The following is a 15719-nucleotide window of genomic DNA, read 5'->3' as shown; positions in this document are numbered from 1 at the left end:
ATGAAAAAAATACTCCTGCTCCTTTTGTTTTCGAGTGTGTTGAGTGCACAGAAAATGCAGACGCTCACGTATTTCAGGAACGACACGCTTCAGCTCGATCTTGATTTGTATCTGCCGAATAAAAAAACGTTTGAAAAATTACCGCTGATGATTTTCGTCCACGGAGGCGGATTTTCAGGAGGCGAGCGACAAAACAACGCCGCTTTCTGCAAATTCCTCTCGGAACGAGGGTTCGCGGCGGCGACGATTACCTACACGCTTTATATGAAAGGCAAAAATTTCAGCTGCGACGGCGTGTTATCCGAAAAAATAAAAGCGATCCGTTTCGGTGTCAACGATTTGTGGCTCGCGACCTCATATTTCCTGAAAAACAAGGAAAAGTTCAACATCGATTCAAACCATATTTTCATTTCCGGATCAAGCGCCGGTGGAGAAGCTGTTTTGCACGCCGCTTATTGGGATCGCGTCGTCATGAAAATGTACGAGCACGACCTCCCGCCCGATTTCAAGTATGCGGGTCTGGTTTCCGGAGCCGGCGCCATCATGGATCTCAACCTGATTACGGAAAAAAACAGCATTCCGATGTTCCTTTTTCACGGGAACGGAGATCGCACCGTGCCTTATGGAACCGCGGCTCACCATTATTGCAAAACCGACGCTTCCGGTTGGCTTATGCTGTTCGGGTCACATTCGATTTACGACCATGCTATTGCCAAAAATGCGAGCGCGGAATTGCACACCTATTGCGGAGGCGGTCACGAATACAGCGGCTGGCTTTTCGAGAAAGAGCAGCAAACGATAGTCGATTTTATCCGCAAGGTCATGGCCGGGCAAAAAATCCAGTCGCATTCCATTGTAAAGACGGGGAAAAAGAACGAACTTTCCTCTTCATACGGATTTTGCGACTAAATGAAACAACTTCAGCTACTTATCGCCTGCTTATTGCTTGTATTTTCGGTCGAAGCCAAGGCAGATTCGTGGATCGACCCGACGTGGCGCGCCATGCTCGACAAATCCGAACTGATAGCCCTTATCGAATACACGACATCAGGGGAATTTCAAGCCGAGGCAAAGATCGTCAAGATATACAAAGGCAAGCTGAAGGAGAACGACCTGATCTGGATTTCGGGTTTCAGCAATCGTTACGGCCCGATCGACAAGGTTGAAAAAGGACAGCGTTTCGTAGTTTTTCTGCACGCCATCCCGATTGATGAAAACCGCACTCGGTCGTATGAGGAAAATCTTGTGGAAAACCCATCATCGAATGTACTTTTCGAGGCTTATAAAAACCAACGCGCATTCTGGATGCAATCGCCAACTTCGGGCGATCTCAAGGTCAAGGGCAAAACGGTTCAATACGATTTGACGCAAACGACGTTTCACCAAAACCAGCGCTTTTACAGCCTCAAACAGTTTGAGCAATTCCTTCAGGCGTATTTTGACCGAAAAAAAGCACCCAAAGTAATCGCCGAGTTAAAGAATCGTTTGATTGCCGACGCAAAACCGGATCAACTAAGCCAACACCTGATGCAATTGTTTTTCTTGGATCACGACGATTACGAAGAGGTTTACGACGAGTTTGCCGACTACGCCCCGTCGCAAACCAAATATGCGCTTGCACAAATTTTGGGAAATGTCCGTACGCAACAGTCGCGCAACGTGCTCATAAAATTACTCAACGACGACGACAGCCTCGTGCAGAGCGAAGCTGTCCGACAGTTGAAAAATGAGTCGATCGACATCATTGCGCCGCTGTTCCTCGATCATCTCAAAATCGCCGATGCGGGCCGTCGCGGGCCATCGAATCTTATGGACCCGGTACAAAATGTAATTGATGGGCCCAAAATGGAAATCATACGCGCGTTCAGCCAACTCAAATACGAGCCCGCAGTTCCACATCTGCTCGCGTTGCTGAGCGCGTCGACAAGCGACGAATTCCGACTGATCATGGAGGCCCTGAAAAAGATAGGCACGACCGACTACATCGCGCATTTCAATGCCATACTGTTACAGAAAAATGAGAAACTGGCCTATTCGATCTCGTCTGAGATCGCCGAAAACCAACTCAGGGATTGTTTGCCGAGCCTCAAGTATTTTATCGCCAACAGCAATCGGAACAGCCAAAAGAACAGCACGTACACACTGAAAAACCTCGCACAGTTCAAGGATAAGGAAACCACGAATTTTATCTTATTCGATTACGAGCGGTTCCACACCTACGCCGATACGCTGGAGAGCGACCGGCAACTGGACTGGACCAATGCCTATATCGACGTCCTGGCCGATGCAAAGTCCCGCGAGGCAAGAAGGTTGATTTACGAATCGCTTTACGATTGGATGGGAATCGGAACAGGGTTTGACGAAGATCCGTCGCTGTTCGAGAAAAAGAAATTGGCCGAAGCGACGTTTGCCGATGCGTTTGCCAAGAATCCGATGTCGGAACACTACAAACTCTCGCACATCATTGCCTTTGTCGCGAAGGAGCCTCAGACGGTTATGGTCGAGATCGTAATCCCTTCCGAAGAAAATCCCAAGACCGTCCGTCACAACATTGCCCAGGCATTTGGTCTTGAAACAGAAAACGTGTTCATCCGATTGGATTCCGGAATCTATTACCAGGAAATCCAGCAGCGTTTCGATGCGCTAAAAACACCGCTCGACGCCTTCCTGGGCTATGCCGAAGCGGTACCAAACCCAAAGGACGTCGCCTTCCTGCAAGCGCTGCTCGATCACGGCATTTTTAAAAGGGAATACCAAATCGAAAACATCAGCAACGCCATCGCGTCGATCCGATCCTCGCTACAATAAAAAAGCCACCGGCCCGAGAAGGACCGATGGCTCAAACAAATTAAAATTATCTTATTGCCATCCGCCGCCGAGCGCCCTGTAAAGCGTAATGACGGCATTGTATTTTTGGTATTGGTTGTCGATGTAGTTGAGCTCTGTGTTCAACGCCTGGTCTTTTGCTGTCAAGACCTCGAGGTAATTTACCATTCCGTATTGCAACAATTCGTCCGAGTAGTTCGCCGCGTTGCGCAACGATTCGAGCTGCTTGAAGCGAATGTCGAGTTTCGTCGACTCGTTCTGGTATTCCTGCAACGCATCGGAAACTTCGCGCCCGGCAGTCAGCAACGTCTGCTGAAACTGCAAAAAAGCCGTCTCCTGATTGGCTTTCGCTATCTCGTGTTGCGTACGAATCCTGCGCTGGTTGAATATCGGCTGGGTCAAACCCGTCACCACATTCGCAAAAATCGCATTCGCACTGAACCAATCCTTTAGATCGATACTTTGAAAACCTCCAGAAGCTGTAACGCGAAAGGTTGGATAAAAATTGCTTCTTGCCACATTCACGAGCTCAAAATTGTTGACCAACTCGTACTCCGCGGCAATCACATCCGGTCGTTTGCTGAGCAATTGGGCCGGAACGCCAAGTTTGATGTCGGCTTCGACTTTCTGATCTTCAAAGCGCGCGCGTTCGATCTTGCGAGGCGATTCCCCAAGCAAAATACTGATGCTGTTCTCGAGAAGCACAATGCTGTTTTTGAGGTCCTCGGCGATGATTTGGGTTTGATACAATTGCGCTTCGGTCTGCTTTACGCCGACTTCGTTGGTTTCTCCTGCATCTTTGAGCGATCGGATCACGTCGACGCTTTTGTTGCGGTTTCCAAGTGTGGAATCTACGACGCGAAGTTGCGCATCCAAAGCCATCAGCTGGAAATACATCGAGGCGATATCGGAAACCAAACGTGTCTGTATCGCTTGACGTGCCGCAATAGATTGCAGATATTGTGCTCCGGCCGCGCGTTTCGTACTCCTGATCTTGCCCCAAATGTCGGCTTCCCAGGAAAGATTGCCCGTAAATTGATATTGGTCAACCTGACGATCTGGCAAAAACGCGCCCAATTGGGAATTTTTCGAGAGCATTTGATGCGTCCAATCGGCACCGAGGCTAAATGTAGGAAAATAGCCAGCCTTGCCTTGTTTTAAGTTTGCTTCGGATGCGGCGATCGTTTGCAGCGCGATACGCATGTCGAGATTGTTCTGGATGCCTTTGTTGATGTGTCCTTGCAGGATCGGATCGGTAAAAAGCTGGTTCCACGTCAAGTTGGCAATGGTCGTGCTGTCCTTTGCGACGACTTCCGTGCGGTATAAATCCTCGGTCCTGACATCGGGCCGTTTGTAATCCTTGGCGACGAAACACCCTTGCATGACAACGGAAATCCCGGTTATTGTGATTATTCTGATGATGGTCGATTTCATTCTGCTGCGGTTTTTGGTTGAGGGTTTTGGGCGTCTTCGTCAAAATCGGCACCGTGAGGCTGACCCGAAATTTTCTCTTGGAGCGTTTCGAAAATCACGTACAATACCGGGATCGCGAACACGCCGAATATGGTTCCGATGAGCATTCCGCCAACGGCTCCCATACCGATCGAGCGGTTTCCGACGGCTCCTACACCGCTGGCCAACGCCAATGGCAAGAGCCCGAATATGAACGCGAACGACGTCATCAGGATCGGACGCAAACGCGCCTTCGCTCCGTCAATGGCCGCTTTCCAGATTTCCATGCCCTGTTTTCGCCTCTGCATCGCAAATTCGACGATGAGGATGGCATTTTTAGCCAACAATCCGATGAGCATGATAAGCGCAACCTGGAAATAGATGTTATTTTCCAGTCCGGCGAGTTTGACAAATCCGATGGCGCCCGCGATACCAACCGGAAGCGAGAGGATAACGGCAAGCGGGATCAGGTAACTTTCATACTGCGCACTCAACAGGAAATAAACGAAGATCAAGCTGAGAAGGAATACACCTGCGGCCTGGTTTCCGGCGATGATTTCCTCACGCGTCATTCCTGAGAATTCATAACCGTAGGATTTCGGCAAGTGTTGCGCAGCTACTTCCTGCACGGCTTTGATCGCATCCCCGGAACTGAATCCAGGCTTGGCTTTTCCGTTGATGTTGACCGCCTTTAGCATGTTAAAGCGTGCAACGGCTTCCGGGCCGTAAATCCTGGTAAGGGAAATAAACTGGCTGATCGCAATTTGCTCACCCGAGGCGTTCTTGACGTAAATGCGATTGATGGAATTTTCATCGGCTCTTTCCTCGGGCTTGGCTTGGATCATTACGCGGAACTGCTTCCCGAAACGGTTGAAATCGGTAGTATACAAACCGCCGTAATAGCCTTGCATCGTGTTGAAGATATCCGATATCGAAACGCCTGCGTCTTTCGCTTTTTCGACGTTGATGTCCATGCGATATTGCGGGAAGTTAGGATTGAAGTTCGTCATGGCGTACGCGATTTCAGGACGTTGGTTCAACGCGCCGAGAAATTCCCCGGTAACCTGGCTTACCTTCTGCCAGTCGTCGTCACCTTTGTCCTGGAGTTTCAGTTCGAAACCGTCGGCCGTTCCGAAACCTTGAACGCTCGGCGGTGTAAAGAACAGCATTTTGGCATCGTTGAAACCCGCCGTTCGTCCGAAGAGCTCGCCCACGACGGCATCGACGCTTTGATTGTCTTCTTTTCGCTCTTTCCAGTCTTTTAGCTTGATGACGGTAAATCCGTAAGAACCTCCGTTTACGCCGTTCAAAAGCGAGAACCCGACAACGCTCATGCGCGCGTCGACGATAGGCATCGACGTCAAAACCGAATCGAGCTTGGCCATCGTTTTCTCTGTTTGCTCCAGCGTCGTTCCCGGTGGCAAGGTCACGTCGGCCATAATGATACCGCGGTCCTCGTTAGGGATGAATCCTGAAGGCGTCGTCTGGAATAGAAGCACTATAATCCCGATAAATACGGCAAGACCCAAAACAGTGATCCATTTTTTGCGGAACAGGAAACCGAGTGATCTCACGTAACGATCGTTCATGCGGTCAAAACCGGTGTTGAACGCGGTAAAAAAACGCTGTTTGAAATTCTTTTTCTTGTGTTCTCCTTCGTGTCCGTCATGCGATTTGAGGAACAACGCACAAAGTGCAGGCGAAAGCGTCAGGGCGTTCACGGCAGAGATTAAGATCGCAACGGCAAGCGTGATCGCGAACTGCGTGTAAAAAACACCCGACGGCCCTTTCAGGAACGACACCGGAATGAACACCGCAGCCATGACAAGCGTAATGGAAATGATCGCGCCCGTAATTTCGCTCATCGCGGAAATCGTCGCTTTTTTGGCATCCTTCTCCCCTTCATCCATCTTGGCGTGGACGGCCTCGACGACGACAATGGCATCATCGACGACAATTCCGATCGCCAACACCAATGCGAACAACGTCAACAAGTTGATCGAAAATCCGAAAATGTTGAGGAAGAAAAACGTACCGACGATCGCAACGGGAACCGCGATGGCCGGGATAAGCGTGGACCTGAAATCCTGTAGGAAAATAAACACCACGATAAACACCAGGATAAAGGCTTCGATCAAGGTCGAGATTACTTTTTCGATCGAAGCATCGAGGAACGTTTTGGTGTTGAATGGGATCACGTAGTCGATTCCGTCAGGGAAGTTCGACTTGGCTTCGGTCATGATCGTTTCCACCTCTTCGATGATGTCGTTGGCGTTCGATCCCGAGGTTTGAAAAACGCCGATCGCGACACCATTTTTCCCCATGCCGTAGTTCTTCGCCCCGTAATTGAATGCGCCGAGTTCGATCGTGGCCACATCTTTGAGGCGAACGAAATTCCCGTTGCCCGTCGATTTGATCACGATATTTTCATATTCTTCGGTTTTGGAAAGCCGGCCTTTGTATTTGATCACGTATTCGTAAACGCCTTGAGCATTTTCACCGAATTTCCCGGGAGCCGCCTCGACGTTTTGCTCGTTCAACGCTGCCTGGACGTCTTTTGGCGAAATCTTGTAAGCCGCCATTTTCTCGGGATCGATCCAGATACGCATCGAATAATCCTTGCTTCCAAAAACGTTGACTTGTCCGACGCCTTTGACGCGTTGCAACTGGGGCACGAGATTGATCTTGGCGTAATTCTGTACGTAGGTGCCGTCAAATTCAGGATTCTTGGAAAAAAGTGCAAGGAACATCAACGCGCTCGTCTGGCTTTTGAACGTCGTTACGCCGGTTTGCACGACGGCCTGAGGCAATTTGCTCGTAGCACGCGATACACGGTTTTGCACGTTTACCGCGGCAATGTCCGGGTTGATTCCGAGCTCGAAAAAAACGGTGATTTTAGCCGAACCGTCGTTCGCTGCAGACGAGGTCATGTACGTCATGCCTTCCACACCGTTGATTTCTTCCTCAAGCGGAATGACAACGGAATTCAGGACGGTTTCAGCATTCGCACCCGTATAAGTGGCCGAGACCTGAACCGTTGGAGGTGCGATCTCGGGATATTGCTCGATTGGGAGCGACAGCAATCCGAGAACGCCGAGAATGGTAATGATTATCGAAATAACGGTCGAGAGAACGGGCCGTTGTATAAATGTCTTTAGCATGGAATCGGATTATTTAACGGTTGCTTTGGCAGAGTCGGATTTGGCGGAAGCCTGGGCTGTCGCAGGTTTTTGAGTTCCTCTTGGCTGAGGCGTGATCGGCATGTCGTCTTTCATTTTCGACGCGCCTTCCACTACGATGGTTTCGCCTTCGTTCAATCCGTCGGACACGATGAAGTTAAGTCCGGACGTCCCGCTGGTCGTGATGATGCGCGACTTTACCTTGTTGTCTTGTCCTACCACGTAGACGATTTGCTTGCCCTGCATGTCGATGACCGCGTTTTGCGGAACCAGTATGGCGTTTTTATTTTCTATCGGAATGCGGACGATTCCTGTTCCGCCGCTTCTCAAAATGGCTTCAGGGTTGTTGAATTCCGCACGAAATTGCGTTGTTCCGGTTTCAGGATCGGCTTGGCCGTTTATGGTTTCGATTTTTCCTTTTACCTCGTATTCCGAGTTATCGGCTAGCAAAAGCGAAACTGGCGGAATGTTTTTGATCTTGGCAGCAAGCGATTCTCCTTTGAACGTCTTGGCAAAATCGATCATTTGCTTTTCATTCAACGAGAAATAGGCACGCATCACGCGCGTATCGGAAACCGTCGTAAGCGGCTGCTCGCTCGTCATGCTAACCAAAGCGCCCTCTTTGAACGGCAAGCTTCCGACGAAACCGTCAACGGGTGAAACGATCGTTCCGTATCCGATGCTGGCGGCCACGCTCCCGTATGCGCTTTTTGCCTGAGCAAGTTTCGCCTTCGCCGTCTCCAATTGTACCGGGCTGATAATGTTTCGCTCCACGAGTGGCTTTAAGCGATCCACTTCGACCTGGGCGGCATTCACGGCGGCTTTGGCTGCGGCGGCGTCCTGATTCAATGTGTTGGTTTCCAGTTTGAACAGCAACTGGCCTTTTCTCACTTGTTGGCCCTCATCTACATAAATCTTCTGGATGAATCCGTTGACTTTCGGACGGATTTCCACGTTTTGCCGGCCTTCAAGGTTTGCCGTATATTCCTGGAAGACCACAGCGTCCTGACGCGTGACCTTTTCAACCGGAAACGGCATAGGGCCTTGTGGCTGCTGGGCTTGCTCCTCTTTCTTTCCGCAAGAAGCGACAAAAATCGAAGCTATGATAAAACTAAATAGCGAAGTGGTTTTCATATGTGTGTGAGGTTATTTTTTCTTGTTGTTCTGTTCGATTTGCTTAAAGCGGTCCACGGTTTTGTGAAGCAATTCCTCCACTTTTAATACGTGGCTTTGGTACGCTTTTATGTTTTCGATATCATTCCATTCGTCCTGGCAACGCGTCTTCTCGCAATATTGCAACATGCGTTCGATGAGTTTTTTCTCAAATTCGAGAAGGCGCTTGTAGTTGTCGAGGCGTTCGCTGAACGGGGCGGGTCGGTAATATTTCTTGCGATCGCCCGCCAAGGTGATGTAATTGACCTTACCCAGTTTTAGCAAGAGGTTAATCGCTGTAGAAACGGAACTTTTGCTGGCGTTTGTCAGTTCGACGAGGTTTTCGAACGTAAATCCGGGATTCTGGCTGTCTACGATCAGCATACCGAGTATTCGCGAAGCCAACGGAGGCAAGTGATACAACGTTTCAAAGTGAACGCCGAACATTTCAATCAGTTCTTCCTTTTCCCGTTGTAAATCCATTTTTATAAAATTGGACACAAAGGTACATTCGGTTCGCTTCTGACCGAACCAACCGAACTTAAATTTGTGTTAAGATTGCGAAATCGTTTTCTGAAAGTAAGAAAGGAAAACAGAGCGAAGGGAATCGAAGCGATGTCTAGTCCACGCTAAATCAGGAAGCGCAAGTTCGTGTCAATTTTTCGCAAGAAATTCTTTTGTCACAGATCTTGTGACAATTTGTTTTGACGCGCGATTTTGTCACAACTTTTCACGAAATGACATTCGATAAAACGCCGTATCAGTTCAAAACCTCGATGTTGACCCGAATCACGCCGTGGTTTTTGTTATCGGAAATCGACATGAACGCCCGCTTGGAAAGATCGAGTTCGCGTCCTCGCTTATGCGGACCTCTGTCATTGACTTTTACCACCACAGATTCGCCGTTGGCAACATTCGTCACGCGCAGCCGTGTGCCGAACGCTAATTTCCTGTGAGCAGCCGTGAGGTCGCTGTTGCGGAACTTTTCTCCACTGGCTGTGCGGCGCCCGTTGAACTTATCGTGGTAATAGGACGCTTCGACGTTTCGTTTATAGGTCGAGCCGCTTCCTCCTCCTTTAGAAGAGGAGCAGGAAACAACGGCAATGGAAAGTGTGAGGAAGGCGATCAGGGCAAGAATCCGCTTCATAAATTATGCTATTCAATTATTTCGATGGTGACTTTAAGGGCGCCTCCCCATCCGGAACCGGCGATATCCATAAAGGCGCGTTTGGTAAGGTCGATATCGCGTCCTCGCGTGAACGGCCCGCGGTCTGTGACTTCCACGATGATCGACTTCCCGTTTCTTTCGTTGGTTACCTTGACTTTGGTTCCAAACGGCAATTTGCGATGTGCCGCAGTCAGGCCGTTATTGCTGAATTTTTTCCCGCTCGCCGTGCGTCTTCCGTTGAATTTGTCGTGGTAGTAGGAAGCGTGAGCATTCTTTTTTAGAAGTTTTAGTTTGAGGTTGGAAACCAATTTGAGGCTGTCGGCAACCGAAGCGTTTTTTGCGATGGTGTCCTGCGGCGTTTTGCCTTGTTGAGGCGCTTGCCCGGACTGAAATCCGAAGCCGCTTATTACGATCGCAAGGAAGCCCAAGGCGATCAAAAGTATTTTTTTGTTCTTCATATCTGAAATTTTATCGCGGGAGACGGCCTTACAAATACCGTTCCTTTAGACGAAAAAAGCGCCTTTTGAGCGCTATCGGTTGTTTAAAACCACAAATTCCAAGGGATTCGACTCAGTATCAAAACCAATCCAAGCGTATAAAAAATGCCAAAACACCTGAATTTGTCTTTACTGAGCTCCTTTTTCTTGTGTTTCGACCATCCGACTGTAATCAGAATCACCGCGATCAAGTTCACTAACGGATGTTCAAGAGAAGTCAGGCGCAATGCGCTGTTGCTCATTTGACCGAACGATGACAGCCCTAACGGAGAAGTGAAATACGTGATGAGTCCGATCACCAATTGCACATGAGTGGCAATCAGGGCAAATAGTCCCAATCGTTTGTCGGATGCTTTGAACTCTCGGTTCGAAAACATTCCCGAAAGACCGTTGACCACGGCAATAATTAGCACTAAAAGGACAAGGTATGCCCAGCCGGAATGCGCTTGTTGAATGATTTTTTCCATCGGAGTCTGGTTGTTTGGAAAATCAAATATAGGAAATTTAAGCCAAAAAGCCCCGCGGGGAGGCGAGGCTTCGTTATATGGAATCTTTTGAAATTACTTTTTGGACAGGAACTGCTTGAGCAAAAAGCTCGTAGAACTGTCGTGGTTCCCCACATTGCCAGACTGAATTTCGTCGAGGATCGAGTTGGCCAACTGTTTTCCGAGCTCAACGCCCCATTGGTCGAAGCTGTAAATGTTCCAGATTACGCCCTGCACAAAAATCTTGTGTTCGTAAAGTGCGATAAGCGATCCGAGCGTCTTGGGCGACAGCTTGTCGATCAAAATGGAATTGGTCGGTTTGTTGCCTTCGAAAATCTTAAACGGTTTGAGTTGTTTGCCTTCTTCATCCGAAATGCCCATTTTGTCGAACTCCGCTTGAACCTGAGCCGCGGTTTTTCCGTTGAGGAGCGCTTCGGTTTGGGCGAAAAAATTCGACATCAATTTGTCGTGGTGATCCCAGTCGCCGTGAAGCGGTCTTACGAACCCGATAAAATCGGTGGGAATCAATTTGGTTCCCTGGTGAATCAATTGGAAAAAAGCGTGTTGGGAATTCGTGCCCGGCTCGCCCCAAATGATCGTTCCCGTTTGGTAATCGACACTGTTTCCGTTGCGGTCGACAGACTTCCCGTTGCTTTCCATCGTTCCTTGCTGCAGATAAGGCGCGAGTCGGTTCAGGTATTGAGAATACGGGATAAGCGCCTCGGTTTCGGCTCCGAAAAAATTATTGTACCAAACGCTCAACAGTGCGAGCACCACGGGGATGTTTTGCGAAAATTCCGCTGTCTTGAAATGTTCGTCCATCTCGTTTGCGCCTTTGAGCATGTCGTCGAAATTCTCGAATCCGACAGCCAACGCGATGGACAATCCGACGGCGCTCCAAAGCGAAAAACGCCCGCCGACCCAATCCCACATCGGGAAAATGTTGTCGGCGTCTATACCGAATTCCGTGACGCGCTTGACATTGGTAGAAACCGCCACGAAATGCTTGGCGACGTTCTCCTGTTTGCCCGATTGCAAAAACCACTTGCGGATCGTCTCGGCATTGCTCAGGGTTTCCTGGGTTGTGAACGTTTTGGAAACTATGACGAACAACGTCGTTTCCGGATCAAGGTTCTTGATGACTTCGTTCACATGGTCGCCGTCTACGTTGGAAACAAAGTGGACATTGAGTTGATTTTTATAGAATTTCAGCGCCTCGACGACCATTGCCGGGCCTAAATCCGAACCGCCGATACCGATATTGACCACATCGGTAAACGCCTTGCCCGTAAAGCCGTTGCGGCTCCCGGAAATCACCTCTTGCGTAAAAGCTTTTATTTTGTTCTTGACGGAATAAACCTCTGGCATTACATTTTCGCCATCGACCAAGATGACAGACGATTCAGGCGCGCGCAAAGCGGTATGCAACACGGCTCGCTTTTCTGTGGCGTTGATCGCATCTCCTGCAAAATATTTCGAAACCGCCTGTTTCAATTGTACTTCATCGGCCAATTTCAGAAGCAACTCCAACGTCTCGCCGGTAATGATGTTTTTCGAATAATCGACCAGGAAATCGTTCCAGGAAATATGCATGTTTTCCGCACGCTGCGCATCCTCTTCGAAAAATTTCCTCATCGGGATATGGCAAAGGTGGGCGTGATGCTGTTGCAGCTCCTGCCATGCGGCTGTCGTTGCCGGATTTATTTTAGGTAGTGGCATAATCAGTTTTTTTGATTGCGCAAAAATAACACAATCGAAATTAACAAAAACCGATCTGACTTTAGATTTGGATCAACCTTTAGGAAAATCAGGGAATTTTCTCGCAGCCACGCTATCGAGTTCGCGTTTAAGCGGTGTCATCTCAGAGAGGAAACGCGGTTTGTATTTTTTGTCCATAGGTTCCGCGTTCGGAAGCCGTAATCGCAGCGGATCTACCTGTACGCCTCCTTTCCAGAAACGGTAGCAAACATGAGGCCCGGTTGCAAGGCCAGTACTTCCGACGCGCCCGATGACATCGCCCTGCGTAACCCGTTGACCGCGCCTGACCAGGACTTTTGACATATGCAGATATTGCGTGGAATAGGTCCCGTTGTGTTTGACTTTGACGTAGTTTCCGTTTCCGGTGGTATAGCCGGTTTGCTCAACGACTCCGGAGGCCGTGGTCATGATCGGAGTTCCCGTAGGCGCGGCGTAATCAGTTCCCTTATGCGCTTTCCAGACTTGCTGGACGGGATGGAATCTGTTGCGCGAAAAACGCGAAGAAATCCGGCTGAATTTAAGCGGGGCCTTGAGGAAGAAATTCTTAAGCACTTTTCCTTCTTCGTCATAGTAGGCAACCCGTCCGCGCGTCGTATCCTGGATAAAAGGAAAAGCGTAGATGAGTTTGCCTTTGTATTCGAAAAACGCTGCTTCCATATCTTCAACTCCATCGTAAATCGTATCGTTGATAAAGCGCTCCGTGAAGGTAATCGCAAATTTGTCGCCCTTTTGCAGCTTGAAAAAGTCGATACTCCAGGCGTAAACGGTTGAAATTTGGTTGGCGAGCGCAGGGTCGACTTTTTGGCGTTCGAGCTCTTCGGTAAGCGAACCGTCGAGGGCTGCGGCAATCGTGCGTCGTTTGATTTTTATCGGACGCACTTTTTTGTAAGCCTTTGCAATGGAATCGCGCAAATCGACCACGAAATAACTCAGCCGATCGGGTTGATACACCAAAACCTGGAGCTTTTTGGCGGCATCTTTCGAGCGCAACATCGAATACGGTTTTCCGACGCGTATTTTGCGCACATCGAACGTATCGCGAATTTGTTCATTGATTTTGTGGATTTCGCTTGGCGTGAAATTTTGTTCTTCAAGGATGCTTCCGAAGGTATCGCCTGAAACCACCGTATCGTTGAGTACGTCAAAATCGCTGAGCTTGAAACCGAATTCCACGACTTCGATCTTCTTGGCCACGACGGGTTTCTTTTGAGGCGCCTTCTCGGACTTGTCACATGCAAAAAGCAATAGGAATACCGGTAAAATCAGTACGGATAATCTTTTCAAATCTCGTCGTTTACGCAGTTACACTTTTTTCCTCTCCCCAATTCCTGAGTTCCTCCTCGCTCCACAGTTCGGGGAAGAAAATACGACGTTGGTATTTCGGGTGCATGTACTTTTTCCAGTCGCTGCCTCCGGTGGCTTCACCGTCGCCATGTCCGCTGTCGATGTATTTTCGCGCGGCATTTAAATGTCCCATCACCCATTTTACATTTACGGTGTGATCGTAGTGGCGCATGGCAGCTCGCAAATCAGGGTCGAGGCGATCTTCTTCAGGAAGTTCCGAAAATTTGCGCCAGAGATTGATCGTGTTATATTCCTCCATGAATCGAAGGAAATGGTCTTTGTATTTCTTCTCGAATTCGTTGATCAGATACGATTTTTTTCCGGTGTGATAATCTTTTCCGGCCGCTTGCCAATACAAATGTTCGAAAGCGTGGGAATAAGGCGTGTCGCGGTCGATCGTAGCGCGGAAGCGGTAGTCGATGAGATTGATCAGGTCAGTAGACGCAAATTCGATCAGGCGATACTGCGCACTCTGGAATCCGCTGGCCGGCGTAAGCGTATTGCGGAATTTCATATATTGTTCCACCTCCATGCCGTCGCCCATTATTGTAAATGAATTCGTGAGCAGATCGAAATAGCGTGAAATACGCATCAGTCGTTCGGTAAAGAATTTGGTGGAAAGCTTGTCCGAATGGCAAACCTGCTCGATCTCCCATAAAATCATTTTGAACAAAAGCTCGTTTACCTGATGGTACATGATAAAAACCATTTCATCGGGTAACGTAGTGCGTTGCGTTTGGAGATTGAGAAGTGCGTCGGTCTGGATGTAGTCCCAGTATGTTATCGGTTTTGACCATAACAAACCTTCGAGATGCGTTTCGGTTTTTTGGTCTATCGAACGGAATTTTTCCTCTAAATTTTCAAGAATTTCATCTGATATATTGTGCTTGGACATCAGGGTTTAGCTTTTACTTTAAATGAATGTTTGAGTCCCTTGAAGCTTTCGAGATCAGCTTTGATGGAACCGACGGCTAAACTGGCTTTGATGCGGACCGGTATTTTGTTGTCATCGTCTGATATCCAGACCGTGAGGCTCTCTTCCTCTTTGAAAACGCGGCCCGACTGCACAAGCGGCCGGAAGATCATTGTTGGGATGACCCCAAATTTAGTCGATATATCTTCCTGACCAATGTATTTTAACTTAAACTTGATCACCTCGTCGTCAAAAAATATGTCGACCGTAATGGCTTGGCCCACGGTCATCTTATCGATGCTCGGATGATTCCTCAAATAATAGAACATAGATACGACATCAAGCGTGTTGTCTGGGATGACGTATGTTTTTTCCTTGTTGCGTTTGTAGTCTTTGACCAGGACGCGATTTGCTCCCTGGTTAAAAAACGCTTCCTGGTTGCGCATATATCCGCCTTCGTCGATTTTCCGGACGTGCTGTATCGGAATGCAGCTTGTTTTGTCGAAATAACTTTCGTAAGTGTCATCTACCTTGAAGAAAAAGCGCGACATCCCGACCGTCCAGCCTTTTCCGATCGCATGATGGACTTTTTTTCCGCCACGCGTAGCATCCTTGAGCTCAAGCGTGGCATAACCTGCATTCACAATTCCGTAGTGAATCCTGAATTTGAAGTACTCACCAAGTCCGAAAGCATCTTCCCTTTGCGTAGAAAAACCTGCCGTTAGAATGAATAATAAGAATACTATTACCTTTTTCATACTTTAAAAATAGCTTTTTTTTCGCGCGGCCGGACAAATTCCATTCCAAAAAAAATGATAAAACAAAAAACCCGTCCGGGAATCCGAACGGGCCTAATGCTATTAACCAACCAAAAAACTATAATTATGAAAAACTTTTGCACCTCCGGGAAACCACCCCCTGAAATGCACTGCAAAGATACGCTCG

General features: G+C 48.6%; 13 protein-coding genes. 2 read left to right on the top strand and 11 right to left on the bottom strand.

What is annotated here, in order from left to right; all coding sequences use genetic code 11:
* A complete protein-coding gene (locus tag HC229_RS06225; protein ID WP_191019607.1) occupies positions 1–909 on the top strand; it encodes an alpha/beta hydrolase in 909 nt (302 codons plus the stop codon).
* On the top strand, positions 910–2808 hold the full coding sequence (locus HC229_RS06220; protein WP_191019606.1) for a HEAT repeat domain-containing protein: 1899 nt from the start codon (positions 910–912) through the stop codon (positions 2806–2808).
* Between the two features lie 51 nt (positions 2809–2859).
* Here the strand turns inward: HC229_RS06220 and HC229_RS06215 are convergent, their stop codons facing one another.
* The 11 genes from HC229_RS06215 to HC229_RS06165 all read right to left on the bottom strand — a co-directional run bounded on the left by HC229_RS06215 (position 2860) and on the right by HC229_RS06165 (position 15532).
* Positions 2860–4260, bottom strand: a complete 1401-nt coding sequence (locus HC229_RS06215) for an efflux transporter outer membrane subunit (protein ID WP_191019605.1) — start codon at positions 4258–4260, stop codon at positions 2860–2862.
* A complete protein-coding gene (locus HC229_RS06210; protein WP_191019604.1) occupies positions 4257–7439 on the bottom strand; it encodes an efflux RND transporter permease subunit in 3183 nt (1060 codons plus the stop codon). The genes HC229_RS06215 and HC229_RS06210 overlap by 4 nt, the downstream gene beginning before the upstream one ends.
* Positions 7440–7448: 9 nt before the next feature.
* Positions 7449–8591, bottom strand: a complete 1143-nt coding sequence (locus HC229_RS06205; RefSeq protein ID WP_191019603.1) for an efflux RND transporter periplasmic adaptor subunit — start codon at positions 8589–8591, stop codon at positions 7449–7451.
* A 12-nt stretch (positions 8592–8603) separates the two neighbouring features.
* Positions 8604–9092 carry a GbsR/MarR family transcriptional regulator gene (locus HC229_RS06200; protein ID WP_191019602.1) on the bottom strand — a complete coding sequence of 163 codons (489 nt, stop codon included), beginning with the start codon at positions 9090–9092 and terminating at the stop codon, positions 8604–8606.
* 277 nt (positions 9093–9369) lie between these two features.
* Positions 9370–9756 (bottom strand): septal ring lytic transglycosylase RlpA family protein, encoded by a 387-nt coding sequence (locus tag HC229_RS06195; RefSeq protein WP_191019601.1) that lies wholly within the window; start codon positions 9754–9756, stop codon positions 9370–9372.
* A gap of 8 nt (positions 9757–9764) precedes the next feature.
* Complete coding sequence (locus HC229_RS06190; protein WP_191019600.1) at positions 9765–10235, bottom strand: septal ring lytic transglycosylase RlpA family protein; 471 nt, start codon at positions 10233–10235, stop codon at positions 9765–9767.
* Positions 10236–10318: 83 nt separating this feature from the next.
* Positions 10319–10741 carry a hypothetical protein gene (locus HC229_RS06185; RefSeq protein WP_191019599.1) on the bottom strand — a complete coding sequence of 141 codons (423 nt, stop codon included), beginning with the start codon at positions 10739–10741 and terminating at the stop codon, positions 10319–10321.
* A gap of 93 nt (positions 10742–10834) precedes the next feature.
* The gene (gene pgi, locus HC229_RS06180) at positions 10835–12478 is read right to left on the bottom strand and encodes a glucose-6-phosphate isomerase (protein WP_191019598.1); all 1644 of its coding nucleotides are present in this window, start codon (positions 12476–12478) and stop codon (positions 10835–10837) included.
* Positions 12479–12550: 72 nt separating this feature from the next.
* A complete protein-coding gene (locus tag HC229_RS06175; RefSeq protein WP_191019597.1) occupies positions 12551–13801 on the bottom strand; it encodes a M23 family metallopeptidase in 1251 nt (416 codons plus the stop codon).
* A 10-nt stretch (positions 13802–13811) separates the two neighbouring features.
* Positions 13812–14756, bottom strand: a complete 945-nt coding sequence (locus HC229_RS06170) for a tryptophan 2,3-dioxygenase family protein (RefSeq protein WP_191019596.1) — start codon at positions 14754–14756, stop codon at positions 13812–13814.
* Positions 14756–15532: a DUF3108 domain-containing protein gene (locus HC229_RS06165; protein WP_191019595.1), complete on the bottom strand. Its 777-nt coding sequence runs from the start codon at positions 15530–15532 to the stop codon at positions 14756–14758. The genes HC229_RS06170 and HC229_RS06165 overlap by 1 nt, the downstream gene beginning before the upstream one ends.
* Between the last annotated feature and the right edge of the window lie 187 nt (positions 15533–15719).

The sequence above is a fragment of the Flavobacterium selenitireducens genome (assembly GCF_014748335.1).
GTDB lineage: Bacteria > Bacteroidota > Bacteroidia > Flavobacteriales > Flavobacteriaceae > Flavobacterium > Flavobacterium selenitireducens.
This window is presented reverse-complemented; position numbering and strand designations above follow the sequence as displayed.